This is a genomic window from Microbacterium sp. GbtcB4 (genome assembly GCF_019091465.1).
Taxonomy (GTDB): domain Bacteria; phylum Actinomycetota; class Actinomycetes; order Actinomycetales; family Microbacteriaceae; genus Microbacterium; species Microbacterium paraoxydans.
In genome coordinates this window covers 68,413-83,072 of record NZ_JAGXJJ010000008.1, presented here as the reverse complement: position 1 = coordinate 83,072, position 14,660 = coordinate 68,413, and the positions used below count along the sequence as shown (strand labels likewise).

Below are 14,660 nucleotides of genomic sequence, written 5' to 3'. Positions count from 1 at the left end.
CGGACGAGAGCTGGCTCGTGGTGGTCGATCCGCAGGTGATCTTCGCGTCCCCCGACTCCGCCTGGGGCTCGCCGTTCTTCGCCGCCGCGATGACGAACATCCGGCGCCTCGCGGAGGCCTTCGGCGAGCGCGTGCTCGTGACCCGGTGGCTGCCGACGGCTGACCGCTCGACCTCCTGGGGCGAGTACTTCGCCGCGTGGCCGTTCGCCGACCGCCCCGCCGACGACCCGTTGTACGCGCTCGTCCCCGAGGCGGAAGGCCTGTCTCCTCATCCCACCGTGGACCTCCCGACGTTCGGCAAGTGGGGCCAGGAACTGGAGGCGATCGTGGGGCACGGTGGCCGGATCGTGCTCGCAGGGGTGTCGACCGACTGCTGCGTCGTGTCCACCGCGCTCGCCGCCGCGGACGCCGGGGCACGCGTGACGCTCGCGGCGGATGCCTGCGCCGGCTCCACGATCGAGAACCACGCCGCCGCCGTGCAGGTCATGTCCCTGTATCCCCCGCAGATCACCGTGACCGACACCGCCACCCTCCTCTCCCCCTGACCCCTCCCCCCGCCCGCGCCCGCGCCCGCGCCCGTGCAGGACGGAAATCGCACCTCCGCACGCCGTCTCCCGCCCGTTTTCGATCCCGCACGCCGGCAGGCCCTCCCAGCGGGACGCATTCCGCCCCTCGCGAGGGTCCGCCGGGCACGGTTTCGATCCCGCACGGACTCCCCGTCGCGGGACGCGAAACGCACCTCTACCGCGCGACTGGGGTGCGTTATCGATCCGGCACCGTGCTGTGGCGTTCGGGCGGGACGGAAAGTGCACCTCGGCATACGCGGCGAGGAGCGTCACTGGACCCGACAGGGGCGAGCGTCAGGCGTGCGCGCGGACCGCGGCGGCGATGTCGGCGGGAGTTCCGCGCCACGGAGCACCGTGGCCGGGAAGGACCCACTCGGCGTCGAGCGCCGCGAGGCGGTCGAGCGAGGCCAGGGCTTCCGTGGGCTCGTCGGTGAACGGGGCGGGTTGCGCGCCCTCCTCCCCCGTGAGCACATGCCGCGTGGTCAGGGCGTCGCCGACGAACACCGCGCCGACCGCCGGGACGTGCGCCGCGATGCTCCCCGGCGAGTGCCCCGGAAGACCCACGACGACCGGCGCCCCTGGGAGGTCGAGCACGTCACCGTCCGCGACCTCGGACACCTCGGCGACGTGGCGTGTGCGGAGCGCACTCTTGCGGAGGCCGTAGGCGAGGAAGCCGAGCATCGGACCGAGCCGGGCAGGGCCCATCGGGGTCTTCGGCTTCTCCCCGGTACGCACGCGGTGGGCATCGGCGCCGTGGATGAACACCGGAACCCCGGACTCGCGACGCAGTCGTTCCGCGAATCCGATGTGGTCGCTGTCGCCGTGGGTCAGCACGAGTCCGCGGATGTCGGACAGCGGGCGGCCGATCACGGCGAGCTCCCGCTGAAGGTCATGCCAGTGCCCGGGCAACCCGGCGTCGACGAGGGTAATGCCCTCGGGCAGGTCGATGAGGTACGAGGCGACGATGTCGTTGCCGAGGCGGTGGAGGTGGGGGGCGAGCTTCATGATGATCCTCTCGGACGATTGCGATGGCTACGTTACGTAGCTATCATGGCTACTGTCAATAGCCATCGAGGAGGATCCATGCCTACTCCCGAACGCACGTCGATCGATGCCATCGTCGCGGCCGGCCAGGAGATCATCGAGGTCGACGGCCCTGCGGGACTCACGATGCAGGCGGTCGCGGAGCGCGTGGGCGTGCGCGCCCCCTCCCTCTACAAGCGCGTGCGCGATCGGGAGGCCTTGCGAGTCGCGGTCGCCACGGCATCCGTCGATGCCCTCGCGACCGAGCTCGAGGCGGCCGGCGACGACCTCTCCACCCTCGCCCGGACCTATCGCACCTTCGCTCACGCGCACCCGGAGGGCTTCCGCCTCATGTTCAACGCCGCGGTCCCGCACGAGGCGCTGGAACGCTCCGCCGCCCCCGTCATCCGCGCCTGCGCCACCGCGGTGGGCGAGGCGGACGCTCTCGACGCCGCGCGTCTCTTCACCGCCTGGGCCACCGGGTTCCTGCAGATGGAGCTGTCCGGGGCGTTCCGACTCGGCGGTGACGTCGACCGCGCCTTCGAGTACGGCCTCCGGCGTCTCCTCGCGAGCCTCGCCGGGTGAGGACGCCCGTCATTCCCGGTCCGCGACGGCGGATGCTGCCACACTGAGGCCGTGGAAGACTCCCGCAGCACCGCCGCAACCGTGGCCGCGAAGACCGCCCAGAGGCCCTGGCGTCGCACGAAGATCGCCGTGGGCACCCTCGCCGCGGTCGCCGCCGTCGTCGCGATCGTCGGCGCGCTCACCCCGTGGCCGTCCGCGATGATCATCCGCTCCGTGTTCACGAAGGGCGGTGACGAGACCGCGGCGGAGATGACGAAGCACGTCCCTGACGCCGCGCTCGACGAACGGAGGGACATCGCCTACGGAGATGCCGGAACGGACACGACGATGGACGTCTTCCGCCCGGCCTCCGCCGACGGCGCACTGCCGACCGTGGTGTGGATCCACGGAGGCGCCTGGATCTCGGGCTCGAAGGAGGACGTCGATCCGTACCTCCGCATCCTCGCCGCCGAGGGATACACGACCATCGGCGTGAACTACACCCGCGGACCCGAGGGCGTGTACCCGCTGGCCGTCCACCAGCTCGACGAGGCCCTCGCCTACATCGACGCGCACGCGGCGGAGCTGGGCGTCGATCCGCGACGCATCGTGCTGGCAGGAGACTCCGCCGGGGCGCAGCTCGCCAGCCAGATGGCGACGCTCATCACGAATCCGGACTACGCCGAGATCCTCGGCATCCGCCCGTCGCTCCGCGCCGACCAGCTCGTCGCGACCGTGCTGAACTGCGGCGTCTACGACCTCGCCGCGCTGGCTGAACTCGACGGGGTCGCCGGATGGGGTTTCAAGTCGGCGATGTGGGCGTACTCCGGCACGAAGACCTGGGCGGAGGACTCGACGGGTGCCACGATGTCGACCGTCGACTGGGTCACGGCCGACTTCCCCGCGACGTACATCTCCGGCGGCAACGGCGACGGGCTCACCTGGCTCCAGTCGATCCCGATGGCGAAGCGGCTGCAGGAACTCGGCGTCGAGGTCACTCCGGTGTTCTGGCCCGCGCCGCGCGAGCCGGAGCTCCCGCACGAGTACCAGTTCCACCTCGATCTCCCCGAGGCCCGGAAGGCGCTCGCGGACACCATCGCCTTCCTCGACGCACACACTCGCTGAACCGGCCCCTTTCGTCCGAGCCCGGCGCTCCGGCCCGGACATAACATGTCTGTGACGACCGGCACGGAAGTGATATGTTCACGGGATGCACACCGAGAACGAACGCGCACTCGAGTCCGGCATCGTCACCGACCTCTCCGGCCGCATGACCTACGGCTCGTACCTCGCGCTCGACCAGCTCCTCACGGCACAGCATCCGGTGAGCGACCCGCAGCATCACGACGAGATGCTGTTCATCATCCAGCACCAGACGACGGAACTCTGGCTGAAGCAGCTGCTGCATGAGCTCAGCTCGGCGCGGGAGCTGCTCGCAGCCGACGACCTGCGCGACGCCCTCAAGCGCATCGCCAGGGTCAAGCGCATCCAGGATGTGATGACGCAGCAGTGGTCGGTCCTGGCGACGCTGACCCCGACGGAGTACGCCCAGTTCCGCGGCGCCCTCGGCAACTCGTCCGGCTTCCAGTCGGTGCAGTACCGGGCCGTCGAGTTCGCGCTGGGCAACAAGAACGAGAAGATGCTGAGCGTCTTCCGCGACCACCCGGCGAACCTCGCGCTCCTCACGGCCGAGTGGGAGAAGCCCACGCTGTACGACGAGTTCCTCCGCTACGCCTCTCGCCGCGGCCTCCCGATCCCCCGCGAGATCCTCGACCGGGACGTGCGGGAGCCGTACCGCGAGACCCCGGCCCTCGTACCTGCCATCCGTGCGATCTACCAGGATCCGCGCACCCACTGGGATCTCTACGAGGCCTGCGAGGACCTCGTAGATCTCGAGGACAACTTCCAGTTCTGGCGCTTCCGTCACCTCAAGACCGTGTCCCGGACCATCGGGATGAAGGTCGGCACCGGTGGATCGAGCGGCGTCGGCTTCCTGCAGCGCGCCCTCGACCTGACCTTCTTCCCCGAGCTCTACACCGTCCGCACCGAGATCGGTTCCTGATGCTCACGGCGACGTTCTTCGACGGCGAGCGCTGGCGGGACGGCGTCGTCGGACTCGGCGAGGACGGGCTCCCCCGGCTTAGTGAGGAGACATCCGCGCCGGGGGCCCCGGTCCTCTCCGGCCGCATCGTCGGAGGCTTCACGGACCACCACGTGCACCTGCAGCTCGTCGACCACACGCTCCTGGCCTCATCGCGCCTCGGACGAGTGGTCGACCTCGGCGGCGATCCGTCCACGGTGGCGCGGATCGCCGTTCACGACTCAGGAGTTTCGATCGGCGGAGGCGCTTCCGAGGCGGTTCCGGGTGCAGCTGGGCCGGATTCTCCTGAGTTGCGAACCGTCGACTTCGCCGGCGCGTTCCTCACTCCCCCCGGCGGTTACCCCTCGGACCGCGCGTGGGCGCCGACAGGTTCCGTCCGGGAGATCGCCGACTCGACGGCGGCCGCGACCGTGATCGAGGAGCTGGTGGCGGCCGGTGTCTCCGGCATCAAGGTCGCGAGCAACAGCACCGCCGGCCCGGTCTTCTCCGACGCCCTCTTCCGCACGATCGCCGACCTCGCCGCAGCCCGAGGCCTCCCGGTGATCGCCCATGCGGAGGGCTCCGGCGAAGCGCAACGCGTCGTCCGCCTCGGAGCGACGCAGCTGGCCCACGCCCCGTTCTCCGAGCGCCTGGACGACGAGGAGATCGCGGAGCAGACCGCCCGCACCTCCTGGATCAGCACCCTCGCCATCCACGACCCCGCCACGAGGGCCATCGCGATCGACAACGTCGCCCGCTTCCATGCCGCCGGCGGCACCGTCCGCTACGGCACCGATATGGGCAACGGCCCGACCCCCGTCGACCTGAACCCCGCCGAGGTCGCCGCCCTCCGCACCGCCGGGCTCGACGACGACGCCCTCCTCCGCGCCCTCGCGCCCGTCGACCCGCTCGATCCCCGCTCTCTCCTCCTCCTGCTGCCACCGGGATCCGCCGATCCCCTGGCCGCCCGCCCCCTCACCCCCGCCGACCTGAAGGTGTGACATGACCGACCGCTCCGCCGACACCGCCCTCCTCGACGCCGCCCGCGCCCTGGACGCCGCCGACCCGCTCGCCGCGCATCTCGATGCGTTCGTCGAGGCCCCGGGGGTCACCGCCTACCTCGACGGCAACTCGCTCGGCCGTCCGCTGCGCGACGTGCCGGAGAAGCTCGCCGCGTTCGTGCGCGAGGATTGGGGCACCCGCCTCATCCGCTCCTGGGACGAGCAGTGGATGGCCCTGCCGATGGAGCTCGGAGACCGCATCGGCGCCGTCGCCCTCGGTGCGGGCGCGGGGCAGACGGTCGTGTCGGACTCCACGAGCGTCCTGCTGTACAAGCTGATGCGGGGGGCCCTTCGACAGGCTCAGGGACCCACGGGCGCGACTCAGGGACCCACGGGCGCGACTCAGGGACCCGCGGGGCGGACGGAGCTCGTGATCGAGGAGGGGAACTTCCCCACCGACCGGTTCCTCGCCGAGGGCGCGGCGGCGGAGATGGGGGCCACGCTGCGCTGGATCACGCCCGATCCGGTACACGGCGTCACGATCGACGACGTCGCGGCGGTGGTCTCCGAGCGGACGGCGCTCGTCTCGCTCAGCCACGTCGACTACCGCTCCGGCGCCCTCGCCGACATGCCCGGCATCACCGCCGTCGTGCACGAGGCCGGGGCCCTGATGATGTGGGACCTCTGCCACTCGGCGGGCGTCGTGCCGATGCAGCTCGACGACTGGGGCGTCGACATGGCCGTCGGCTGCACCTACAAGTACCTCAACGGCGGCCCGGGATCGCCCGCGTTCGCCTACCTCCGCCACGACCTGCAGGGCCTGCTGCGGCAGCCGATCCAGGGGTGGTGGAGCGCGGCCGACATCTTCGCCATGGGCCCGGAGTACGTCCCCGCCGACGGCATCCGTCAGCTCCTCAGCGGCACGCCGCCGGTGACCTCGATGCTCGCGATGCAGGGCATGATCGACCTCATCGAGCAGTCGGGCATCGACGGCGTGCGCGCGAAGTCGGAGTCGCTCACCGCGCTCGCGGTCCGAGCGTACGACGAGCTGCTCGCGCCCCTGGACGTGCGCCTGCTGAGCCCTCGCGACCCGGCGCGACGCGGCGGACACATCACGATCGGCCACCCCGACTTCCGGGAGGTCACCCGGAAGCTCTGGGCCGACGGCGTCATCCCCGACTTCCGCTTCCCGGACGGGATCCGGCTCGGGCTGTCGCCGCTGAGCACCTCGCATGCCGAGACCGTCGCCGGGGTGCTCGCGGTCAGGGATGCGTTGGAGTCCGGTGTCTCCTGACCCCGCGGCGCCGGTCGTGCTCGATGACATCGACGCGCGCCCCGGCAGCACCGCCTCGCTCCTGCGCACCCTGATCGGCCTGTATCTGCGCCCACTCGGAGGCTGGATCTCGGCCGCCGACCTCGTGGCGCTGGCCGCCGACCTCGGCATCCCCGCCGCTCCCGCCCGGACGGGCATCGCCCGTCTCAAGCAGAAGGGCCTGCTCCTGCCGGAGCGCCGCGACGCCGTCGGCTACCGGCTGAGCCCGGCGGCCGTGCCGATGCTGGAGCGCGGCGACCGCCGGATCTTCCGGATGCAGGAGATGGCCGACGACGATCCGTGGTGCCTGGTGTCGTTCTCGATCCCGGAGAGCGCGCGCAGCGTGCGCCATCAACTGCGCCGTCGACTGCACTGGATCGGCGCCGGCGTCGTCTCCCCCGCCCTGTGGATCTGTCCCGGGCACCTCAGGGCGGAGGCGGAGCAGATCCTCGACGAACTCGGTGCCCGCCGCTGGGCGACGCTGTTCGACGCGTCGGCCCCCGCCCCGGCCGGCACGCTGGCCGAGGCCGCCGCCACGTGGTGGGACCTCGACGCGCTGCGCGGCGAGCACGAAGCCTTCCAGGCCTCGCTCACGGCCCTGCCCGAGGAGCCCTTCCCGGCCTACGTGCACCTCATCGACCGGTGGCGGGTGCTGCCCTACACCGATCCGGGGCTGCCCCCGGCGATGCTGCCGGCCGACTGGCCGGGCGGACGCAGCTTCGAGGCGTTCGCCCGGCTGTCGGCGGCGTGGGAGGCACCCGCCCTGGCTCACGTGCGAGCCGTGACGGCCTAGTCGGTCCGGGCGACCTCGCGCACGAATCCGGTCACGTGCTCCTGCAGCCGCAGGATCCGCATCTCGCGCGCGAGCTCGCGGTCGTACCCCGGATAGGCCAGCGGCGGGAGCTTGCGCACCGCCGCGTTGCAGCCGAACTCCGCGCACGCGAGCACGCCGACCGTGTCGCCCTTGCGACCGGCGGCACCGGCGCGTCGGGCCACGTAGAGCTGCACGTCGTTGCGGAGCGTCACGTCCTCGCACCACGAGCACTGCGCACGGGCGAGCACGCGCTGCTCGGCGCGCTGCAGCACGACGCCCACGGGCTCGTCGTCGATCCACACGACGACATAGGCGCGCCGGGGCAGCTTCGGGTCGATCCACCCGAGGTAGTCGAGCCTTTCGAAGTCGGTCTCGGCGAAGTCGGGCGGCAGAGTGATGTCGGAGACCTCCTTGCGGGAGGCGTTGCAGAAGGAGGCGCGCAGGGCGCGCTCGTCGATGGGACGCATGAGAGAAGAGCTTTCGGTGTGATCGCCGGGTCGGCGAGACGGATCGGAGGATCACCCGGACGATGCCGGGGTACGACGCAGCGCCGGGGACGGGGTTCCGCCTCCGGCCGGTCCTCAGCCTCTGCCTGCGGCGCTGAACGCGCCTGCAGCTCCGCTCCGCGCCCCGAGGGCGCTCATCGACGACAGCACCCGGCGAGCCTACACCCGTTTGTTTCGTCGCGTGTCGGGAGGGCCGCGGGATCCCGACCTCATCGACGTACTCTGGCCGGACGCCGATCCGAAGGAGTCCCCGTGTCCACGCCGCTGCACCGCCGTCCGCCCCTCGAGGTGCGTGAGCGTGCGACGTGCATGTGCCGGAACGGCGGCCGCTGCTCCTCCTCGGCCCCCGGCCACGCCCTGCACCTGATCCAGGAGCGCCTCGCCGCGGCGACCCCGGCGCGATGGGCGGACGCGTTCGTGACCGCGGCGGATCCGGTCGCCGGAGACCTCGCCGTCCGCACGCTCGACGGCACCACGCACACGCTGTGGAACGGCTCCGGCGCCGCACTGGAGGCCGCCATCGGCAGCCCGGTCGCCCTCCACCTCGACTACGCCGTCCTCGCCGTCGGGCGCACCCGCTTCAACGTCGCCGTCGTGTGACGAGGGCCTGATCCCTCCGGGTCAGGCGCTCGCCATCATCATGTCGCGGACCGCCATGCACGCGTTCATGCAGGCCTGGCACGCCTGTGCGCACAGGCGGCAGACGTCACTGTGATCGGCGTGCTGCATGCACTCGTCCATGCACATCTGGCACATCGCGATGCACGCGTCCAGCATCGCCATCATCGTGGCCGGGGTCATCCCCTGCATGCGGAGCATCGATCGCATCATCGTGTGGCACATGTCCGCGCAGTTCATGCACGCGGGGGTGCAGTCCATCTCCTGGGTCGCGCACACCGTGCAGGCCTGCTCGCAGGCGGCACACGCGTCCATACAGGCCTGGAGCACCGACATGTCCATCATCGCCATGTCCGGCATCGACTCCATGTTCTTGGACATGGCACCCATCACCATCGCGTCCATCGCACACCGCTCCCTTCGTCGAGGACGACGGGCAGGACACCCGCCTGGCGCCAGGCTAACCCCTGTGCGGGCGGGAGTCGATGGGGGCGGAACGCTGACACGCCCGTCGGTGAATGTCAATCCCGTGGACGGACCGCGACGCCGGTGCGACGCTCGAAGAGCAATCGATCCGTCCAGGAGAGGAGCCTCTTATGAGTGGCGCAGACGACATGAAGAATTCCGCTGAGAAGCTGGGTGGCAAGGTCAAGGAAGGCTTCGGCAAGCTCACCGACAACGAGAAGCTCGAGGCCGAAGGCCAGGCGGATCAGGTGAAGGCCGACGCGAAGCAGGCCGGCGAGAACGTGAAGGACGCCGCGGGCAAGGCCGGCGACAGCGTCAAGGACGCGTTCAACCGCTGATCCCCCACCCGCTGAACCCATGAAGAGGGGGAGGCTCGCCGATGGCGAGCCTCCCCCTCCGCACTCGGGTCAGACCTTGCGGCTGCCGGTGATCGCTCGGATCAGCCAGGCGATCACGGCGATGGCCAGGAGCACCAGACCGACCCACAGCAGGAACTGGAGCGACTGCACCAGTCCTCCGGTGATCGCGAGGATCACGGCGATGACGATGACGATGATCAGGAGGATGTTCATCGGTCTTTCCCTTCTCTGGGGGCGCGGGCGCCCGACTGCGGTGAGACCACGCTAGACCCGAACCACACCCACCCTGGAGGGGGTTGACTTCGACCCTCCCGATGCGCGAAGGAGCAGAGCAATGCCAGGACGACGCAACAACTCCCTGAAGGATCCGGAGCTGTACGAAGAGCTCCGCGACGACGGGGCTTCGAAGGAGAAGGCCGCCCGCATCTCGAACGCCGCCGCACGAGACGGCCGCAGCTCGGTCGGTCGCCGCGGCGGGAAGCACGGGGATTACGAGGACTGGACCGTTCCCGAGCTGCGGAAGCGCGCGAAGGAGTTGGGTCTCACCGGCTACAGCGGCAAGCGCAAGGCCGAGCTCATCTCCGAACTGCGAAACCACTGACCCGGATGACGCGCTTCGGGATCGAGGAGGAGTTCCTCCTGCTCGATGAGGATTCGCTCGTCCCCGTCGCCCTCAGCGGTGACATCCTGGAGCGCATCGGCGATGACGTCATCGCCGGACGCGTCACCACCGAGTACCTGGCCTCGCAGGTCGAGGCCCTCACCGATCCGGTGCGGACCGGCGCCGCGGCCGTCCAGCAGCTGTCGGCGTTGCGCACGGCCATCGGCACGCAGGCACGCGCCCGGCGCGCGATCGCGGCACCGACCGGCGCGCCGTTCACCACTCTCCGCTCGCCGCGCCTCTCGCCGTCGGCGCACTACGACGACGTCGCGCGACGGCTGGCGCACCTCACCCGCGAGCACGAGGTCAACGGCCTGCACGTGCACGTCGAGGTGCCGGACGAGGAGGAGCGGGTCCGCGCCCTGAACCGTCTCCGCGCCTGGCTGCCGCTGCTGCTCGCCCTCAGCACGAACAGCCCGTTCGGCAACGGTCTCGACACGGGATTCGCGAGCTGGCGGAGCATGCTCATCCGCCGGCTCCCCTCGTCGTGGTGTCCGCCCCGGTTCGCCGACGTCGACGACTACCGGGCGCGCGTGGACCAGCTCCTGGCCCTCGGGACCATCGGCGAGGCGACATCCCTCTCCTGGGCGGTGCGTCTCTCCGAGCGCTACCCGACGGTCGAGGCGCGCGTCGCGGACACGCAGCTCACCGCGGAGGACGCCGTCCTCTCCGCGCTGCTGACCCGCGGGATCGCCCTGGCGTCCGGGCAGCGGATCATCGCCGACGAGACGGAGACGATCGACGCGTCGATCTGGATGGCGTCGAGAGCCGGGATGACGGCCCGCATCGTGGATCCGCTCACCGGAGAGGTCTGCCCGGCCTGGACCGTGGCGGAGCACCTGGTCGACGACATCGGGCCGGTGCTGGACGTCCTCGGCGATGCGGACGCGGTGCGGGCGGGCCTCGCCCGGATACGGGCCGACGGGACCGGTGCGGCGCGACAGCGTGCGGCGCACGCGCGGGACGGGCTCCCCGGGCTCCGACGGCTCCTGCAGGAAGGTACCGGAACACCGGCCGCCTGACGGGCCCTCGCGTCCGTCGCCCGGAGTAGGGTCGGCCTGTGTCATCCTTCGCCCCGCTCCAGCGGCTCGTCATCGCGATCGCCGTGCTGGCCTCGTTCGTCACGTTCCTCGACGGGACAGTGGTGAACGTCGCCCTTCCCGCCATCAGTGAAGAGCTGGGCGGCGGGATCACCACGCAGCAGTGGGTCGTCGACGCCTACCTCATCACCCTCAGCGCGCTGATCCTGCTCGCCGGCTCCCTGTCCGACGCCTACGGACGGGTGCTGGTGATGCGGATCGGCCTCATCGCCTTCGGCATCGCGTCCGTCGCGGTCGCCGCCGCGATCGACCCGCTCATGCTCATCGTGGCTCGCGGGGCGCAGGGGGCGGCCGGGGCCCTGCTCGTCCCGAGCTCCCTCGCGCTCATCACCGCGACCATGCGCGGCGACCTGCAGGCGCGGGCCATCGGCGTCTGGACGGCCTTCACCACGGCGGCTCAACTGGTCGGCCCCCTGCTCGGCGGGCTCTTCGTCGACTTCCTGTCCTGGCGCTTCGTGTTCCTCATCAACGTCCTCCCCATCGGAGTGACGCTGGTGCTGCTCGCCCGCCTGCATCTGCCGGAGCACCCGCGGGGCGTCCGCGTGGACTGGTGGAGCGGTGCACTGTGCGCGCTGGGACTGGGCGCCGTCGTCTTCGCCCTCATCGAGCAGCCGAACCTCGGGTGGGCCTCCCCCGCGATCTGGATCCCCGCCGTGGCCGGGGCCGCACTCTTCGCCGTCTTCCTGTGGCGCCAGGGCCGCTCGGCCACGCCGCTCATGCCGCTCTGGCTGTTCCGGGTGCGCGACTTCGGGTGGGGCAACCTCGCCACGCTCTTCGTGTACGCCGCGCTCTCCCTCAACGGCTTCGTCGTCGGCGTCTACCTGCAGCAGGGGGCGGGACTGAGCGCGACGGCGGCCGGGCTCGCGAGCCTGCCGATGACGATCCTGATGATCCTGCTGAGCTCGCGTGCCGGCGGGTGGGCAGGGCGCTGGGGCCCGCGCATCTTCATGACGATCGGACCGCTGATCATGGCCGTCGGAGCGCTGATGCTGCTGACCGTGAACGCCACCTTCGACTACTGGGCGCAGGTGCTCCCGGCCATGATCGTGATGGGCCTCGGCCTGTCGCTCACCGTCGCCCCGCTGACGGCCGCGATCCTCGGGGCCATCGACGAGAACCACTCCGGCATCGCCTCCGCCGTGAACAACGCCGTCTCCCGCGTCGCGGGTCTGCTCGTGGTCGCGATGCTGTCGACCATCGTCGGGGGCACGCTCGACCTCGACGGGTTCCACAACGCGGCCTGGGTCACGGCGGCGCTCCTCGTGCTCGGCGGCGTCGTGTCGTGGATCGGGATCCGCCGGAACCCCTCGGAGGCGGCGGCCCCGCCCGTCGACGCCCCCGCGCAGCCGACGCCTCAGCCGCGATGAGCGTCCCTCGTCCCCAGCGCGGTCGAAGGACGACACGCCACTCCCCGGCGCCGGCGGCCCTCATCGCCGTCGGGGTCCTCGCCCTCTCCGCCTGCAGCGCGCCACCCGCTCTCCCCGCTGAGGGAACCGGGTCGTCGGCCACTGTCGCGCTTCCCCCGGCCGGCGCCCTTCCGGACTACCAGCTCGGCGGCGCCTACGATCCGCCCGAGGGTGTGGGCATCGTCGGCCGCGACCGCAGCGCGGAGCCCGCCGCCGGCCTCTACTCCGTCTGCTACGTCAACGGCTTCCAGACCCAGCCGGGCGAGCTGGACACCTGGCCCGACGACCTGCTCCTGCACGACGGCGACGAGGTGGTCTTCGACCCCGACTGGCCCGACGAAGCCCTCCTGGACACCGGCAGCGCGGAGCAGCGGTCCCGCATCGCCGAGATCGTGGTCCCGTGGATCGAGGGCTGTGCGGATGCCGACTTCCAGGCGGTCGAGTTCGACAACCTCGATTCGTTCTCGCGCTCGGGCGGCGCTCTGCGCCTGGACGACAACCTCGCGCTCGCGGACCTGCTCGTCGACGCGGCGCACCGCGTCGGGCTCGCTGCGGGGCAGAAGAACGCGGCCGAGCATGCGGACGCCCTGAAAGAGCGCGCGGGCTTCGACTTCGCCGTGACGGAGGAATGCGCCGCGTACGCGGAGTGCGGCACGTACACCGGGGTCTACGGGCCCCACGTGATCGACATCGAGTACACGGATCAGCTCCCGCGGCCGTTCGCGGAGCTGTGCGCCGACCCGGACACCCCGGCGTCGACAGTGCTCCGCGATCGCGACCTCGTCACTCCGGACGATGAAGGGTACGTGTTCGCCGGGTGCCCCTGACGACGGAGGCGCTTGCCTGGCGAGCGCCTCGGCGTCAAGTCCCTGGCGGTCGCCGCTCGCGCGGGTGAGGATGCGGGTGATCGATCCGATGGGAGCCCCTCCTCATGACCGTTTCCACTCTCGACGCCGACACCGCCGTCGCCTTCTCGCCGCGCGGCCCCCTGTCGAGCGCCGTCCTCGGCGTCCTCACGGGTCGCGGTGACGACGCCGCGACCCTCCCCGACCTCGCCGCCGCAGCCGTCGCCGCGAGCGACGATGCGGTCAGGGACGACGACATCCAGCTCGCCCTGTTCGTCCTCTACGCGTCCTCCTACGGCTCGCTTCCGCAGCTCGATGCGAGTCTCGAGTGGGATGCCGGGGTGGTCACGGCGCGCCGCGTCCTCGAGGACGCCTTCGAGGCCGCACTGCGTGACACCGTGCCGGTGCCCGAGCTTCCCGAACCCACGGTCGACGCCGTGGGTCGTGCCCTGTTCGCCCTCGCCGCCGCGGACACCGGCCCCAGCCTGTCGCGGCACATCGCGAGGAAGGCCACCCGCGAGCAGGCGGAGGAGTCGCTGATCCTGCGATCCGTGTACACCCTGCGGGAGGCCGATCCGCACTCCTGGGCGATTCCGCGGCTGACCGGCCGTCCCAAGGCCGCGCTCGTGGAGATCCAGTCCGACGAGTACGGCGGTGGGCGCCCCCAGCGGGTGCATGCAGAGCTCTATGCGCGGGCCCTGCGCGCCGCGGGACTCGACGACACGTACGGCGCCTATGTCGACGACGCCCCGGCGATCACGCTCGCCTCGCACAACATGATGAGCCTGTTCGGGCTCAACCGCCGGCTCGTCGGCGCGATCGTCGGCCACCTCGCCGCGTACGAGATGACCTCGTCGATCCCCTGCCGGTTCTACGCCGACGGCCTGCACCGGCTGGGGTTCGCCGACGAGGTCGCCGCGTACTTCGAAGAGCATGTGGAGGCCGACGCGGTGCACGAGCAGATCGCCGCCCGTGACCTCGCGGGCAGCCTCGCCGAGGACCGTCCGGAACTGCTGGCGGACATCCTGTTCGGCGCGGCCGCGTGCCTCACGGTCGACGGCTGGGCCGGAGCCCACACCCTGGACGCCTGGACCGAGGGCCGCTCGGCACTGCGGGAGAGGACGACGGCATGAGCGGTCGCGAGGAGCCGGTGACCGTCACGGCGTACCCGGACGGCCCCCTGCTCGTGCGGGGCGAGATCGAGTTGCACGCGAGCGACGGCACGGTGATCGACCCGCGCCGACGCACGGTGGCCCTTTGTCGCTGCGGTCTCTCCGCGCTCAAGCCGTTCTGCGACGGCACGCACAAGGCGGCAGGGTTCCGCACCGAGGACTGAGCGG

19 protein-coding genes are annotated in these 14,660 nt (G+C 71.2%); 15 read left to right on the top strand and 4 right to left on the bottom strand.

Features of this window, described 5'->3' with window-relative positions; genetic code table 11:
- Nucleotides 1–17 precede the first annotated feature (17 nt).
- Nucleotides 18–545, top strand: coding sequence for an isochorismatase family protein (locus KVS71_RS13460; protein ID WP_217584846.1), 528 nt, complete (start codon nt 18–20; stop codon nt 543–545).
- A gap of 315 nt (nt 546–860) precedes the next feature.
- On the opposite strand, the gene KVS71_RS13455 is transcribed toward KVS71_RS13460, so the two are convergent.
- Entirely contained in the window at nt 861–1,571 is a 711-nt protein-coding gene (locus tag KVS71_RS13455) for an MBL fold metallo-hydrolase (protein ID WP_217584798.1), read from the bottom strand.
- A gap of 78 nt (nt 1,572–1,649) precedes the next feature.
- Here KVS71_RS13455 and KVS71_RS13450 point away from each other — a divergent pair, with 78 nt between their 5' ends.
- The 6 genes from KVS71_RS13450 (at nt 1,650) to KVS71_RS13425 (ending at nt 7,339) form a co-directional block, all read left to right on the top strand.
- On the top strand, nt 1,650–2,174 hold the full coding sequence (locus KVS71_RS13450) for a TetR/AcrR family transcriptional regulator (protein WP_105950369.1): 525 nt from the start codon (nt 1,650–1,652) through the stop codon (nt 2,172–2,174).
- Between the two features lie 51 nt (nt 2,175–2,225).
- Nucleotides 2,226–3,278 carry an alpha/beta hydrolase gene (locus KVS71_RS13445; RefSeq protein WP_368874834.1) on the top strand — a complete coding sequence of 351 codons (1,053 nt, stop codon included), beginning with the start codon at nt 2,226–2,228 and terminating at the stop codon, nt 3,276–3,278.
- An 85-nt stretch (nt 3,279–3,363) separates the two neighbouring features.
- Nucleotides 3,364–4,215 carry a tryptophan 2,3-dioxygenase gene (locus KVS71_RS13440; RefSeq protein WP_060922424.1) on the top strand — a complete coding sequence of 284 codons (852 nt, stop codon included), beginning with the start codon at nt 3,364–3,366 and terminating at the stop codon, nt 4,213–4,215.
- On the top strand, nt 4,215–5,234 hold the full coding sequence (locus tag KVS71_RS13435; protein WP_217584797.1) for a hydrolase: 1,020 nt from the start codon (nt 4,215–4,217) through the stop codon (nt 5,232–5,234). Before KVS71_RS13440 ends, KVS71_RS13435 begins: the two co-directional genes overlap by 1 nt.
- A gap of 1 nt (nt 5,235) precedes the next feature.
- Nucleotides 5,236–6,528 (top strand): aminotransferase class V-fold PLP-dependent enzyme, encoded by a 1,293-nt coding sequence (locus KVS71_RS13430; RefSeq protein ID WP_217584796.1) that lies wholly within the window; start codon nt 5,236–5,238, stop codon nt 6,526–6,528.
- Entirely contained in the window at nt 6,518–7,339 is an 822-nt protein-coding gene (locus KVS71_RS13425; RefSeq protein ID WP_082750071.1) for a PaaX family transcriptional regulator C-terminal domain-containing protein, read from the top strand. Before KVS71_RS13430 ends, KVS71_RS13425 begins: the two co-directional genes overlap by 11 nt.
- On the opposite strand, the gene KVS71_RS13420 is transcribed toward KVS71_RS13425, so the two are convergent.
- On the bottom strand, nt 7,336–7,827 hold the full coding sequence (locus tag KVS71_RS13420; protein WP_060922428.1) for an FBP domain-containing protein: 492 nt from the start codon (nt 7,825–7,827) through the stop codon (nt 7,336–7,338). The two genes, KVS71_RS13425 and KVS71_RS13420, sit on opposite strands and share 4 nt — an antisense overlap.
- A gap of 291 nt (nt 7,828–8,118) precedes the next feature.
- Between KVS71_RS13420 and KVS71_RS13415 the strand changes: the two genes are divergently transcribed.
- Complete coding sequence (locus tag KVS71_RS13415) at nt 8,119–8,466, top strand: hypothetical protein (protein ID WP_060922429.1); 348 nt, start codon at nt 8,119–8,121, stop codon at nt 8,464–8,466.
- 21 nt (nt 8,467–8,487) lie between these two features.
- Here KVS71_RS13415 and KVS71_RS13410 read toward each other — a convergent pair whose 3' ends face one another.
- Nucleotides 8,488–8,889 carry a hypothetical protein gene (locus KVS71_RS13410; RefSeq protein WP_217584795.1) on the bottom strand — a complete coding sequence of 134 codons (402 nt, stop codon included), beginning with the start codon at nt 8,887–8,889 and terminating at the stop codon, nt 8,488–8,490.
- A gap of 191 nt (nt 8,890–9,080) precedes the next feature.
- On the opposite strand from KVS71_RS13410, the gene KVS71_RS13405 reads away from it, so the two are divergent.
- The gene (locus KVS71_RS13405) at nt 9,081–9,287 is read left to right on the top strand and encodes a CsbD family protein (protein ID WP_025102515.1); all 207 of its coding nucleotides are present in this window, start codon (nt 9,081–9,083) and stop codon (nt 9,285–9,287) included.
- A gap of 69 nt (nt 9,288–9,356) precedes the next feature.
- On the opposite strand, the gene KVS71_RS13400 is transcribed toward KVS71_RS13405, so the two are convergent.
- Nucleotides 9,357–9,521, bottom strand: a complete 165-nt coding sequence (locus KVS71_RS13400; protein WP_164498167.1) for a hypothetical protein — start codon at nt 9,519–9,521, stop codon at nt 9,357–9,359.
- A 121-nt stretch (nt 9,522–9,642) separates the two neighbouring features.
- Here KVS71_RS13400 and KVS71_RS13395 point away from each other — a divergent pair, with 121 nt between their 5' ends.
- From KVS71_RS13395 to KVS71_RS13370, 6 genes are all read left to right on the top strand, one after another.
- Nucleotides 9,643–9,909, top strand: coding sequence for a Rho termination factor N-terminal domain-containing protein (locus KVS71_RS13395; RefSeq protein WP_025102516.1), 267 nt, complete (start codon nt 9,643–9,645; stop codon nt 9,907–9,909).
- 5 nt (nt 9,910–9,914) lie between these two features.
- Nucleotides 9,915–10,991, top strand: a complete 1,077-nt coding sequence (locus KVS71_RS13390) for a YbdK family carboxylate-amine ligase (protein WP_217584794.1) — start codon at nt 9,915–9,917, stop codon at nt 10,989–10,991.
- A 38-nt stretch (nt 10,992–11,029) separates the two neighbouring features.
- Nucleotides 11,030–12,436 carry an MFS transporter gene (locus tag KVS71_RS13385; RefSeq protein WP_060922965.1) on the top strand — a complete coding sequence of 469 codons (1,407 nt, stop codon included), beginning with the start codon at nt 11,030–11,032 and terminating at the stop codon, nt 12,434–12,436.
- Entirely contained in the window at nt 12,433–13,302 is an 870-nt protein-coding gene (locus tag KVS71_RS13380; protein ID WP_060922966.1) for an endo alpha-1,4 polygalactosaminidase, read from the top strand. Before KVS71_RS13385 ends, KVS71_RS13380 begins: the two co-directional genes overlap by 4 nt.
- A gap of 104 nt (nt 13,303–13,406) precedes the next feature.
- On the top strand, nt 13,407–14,453 hold the full coding sequence (locus KVS71_RS13375) for an iron-containing redox enzyme family protein (protein ID WP_144882247.1): 1,047 nt from the start codon (nt 13,407–13,409) through the stop codon (nt 14,451–14,453).
- A complete protein-coding gene (locus KVS71_RS13370) occupies nt 14,450–14,656 on the top strand; it encodes a CDGSH iron-sulfur domain-containing protein (RefSeq protein WP_060922967.1) in 207 nt (68 codons plus the stop codon). Before KVS71_RS13375 ends, KVS71_RS13370 begins: the two co-directional genes overlap by 4 nt.
- Nucleotides 14,657–14,660 lie beyond the last annotated feature (4 nt).

Excerpts from the sequence above, each read along its gene's own strand:
- KVS71_RS13375 (WP_144882247.1), top strand. The coding sequence starts at position 13,407 with ATGACCGTTTCCACTCTCGACGCCGACACCGCCGTCGCCTTCTCGCCG.
- KVS71_RS13435 (WP_217584797.1), top strand. The coding sequence starts at position 4,215 with ATGCTCACGGCGACGTTCTTCGACGGCGAGCGCTGGCGGGACGGCGTC.
- KVS71_RS13405 (WP_025102515.1), top strand. The coding sequence starts at position 9,081 with ATGAGTGGCGCAGACGACATGAAGAATTCCGCTGAGAAGCTGGGTGGC.
- KVS71_RS13380 (WP_060922966.1), top strand. The coding sequence starts at position 12,433 with ATGAGCGTCCCTCGTCCCCAGCGCGGTCGAAGGACGACACGCCACTCC.
- KVS71_RS13455 (WP_217584798.1), bottom strand. The coding sequence starts at position 1,571 with ATGAAGCTCGCCCCCCACCTCCACCGCCTCGGCAACGACATCGTCGCC.
- KVS71_RS13370 (WP_060922967.1), top strand. The coding sequence starts at position 14,450 with ATGAGCGGTCGCGAGGAGCCGGTGACCGTCACGGCGTACCCGGACGGC.
- KVS71_RS13395 (WP_025102516.1), top strand. The coding sequence starts at position 9,643 with ATGCCAGGACGACGCAACAACTCCCTGAAGGATCCGGAGCTGTACGAA.
- KVS71_RS13420 (WP_060922428.1), bottom strand. The coding sequence starts at position 7,827 with ATGCGTCCCATCGACGAGCGCGCCCTGCGCGCCTCCTTCTGCAACGCC.
- KVS71_RS13390 (WP_217584794.1), top strand. The coding sequence starts at position 9,915 with ATGACGCGCTTCGGGATCGAGGAGGAGTTCCTCCTGCTCGATGAGGAT.
- KVS71_RS13440 (WP_060922424.1), top strand. The coding sequence starts at position 3,364 with ATGCACACCGAGAACGAACGCGCACTCGAGTCCGGCATCGTCACCGAC.
- KVS71_RS13410 (WP_217584795.1), bottom strand. The coding sequence starts at position 8,889 with ATGGACGCGATGGTGATGGGTGCCATGTCCAAGAACATGGAGTCGATG.
- KVS71_RS13430 (WP_217584796.1), top strand. The coding sequence starts at position 5,236 with ATGACCGACCGCTCCGCCGACACCGCCCTCCTCGACGCCGCCCGCGCC.
- KVS71_RS13450 (WP_105950369.1), top strand. The coding sequence starts at position 1,650 with ATGCCTACTCCCGAACGCACGTCGATCGATGCCATCGTCGCGGCCGGC.
- KVS71_RS13400 (WP_164498167.1), bottom strand. The coding sequence starts at position 9,521 with ATGAACATCCTCCTGATCATCGTCATCGTCATCGCCGTGATCCTCGCG.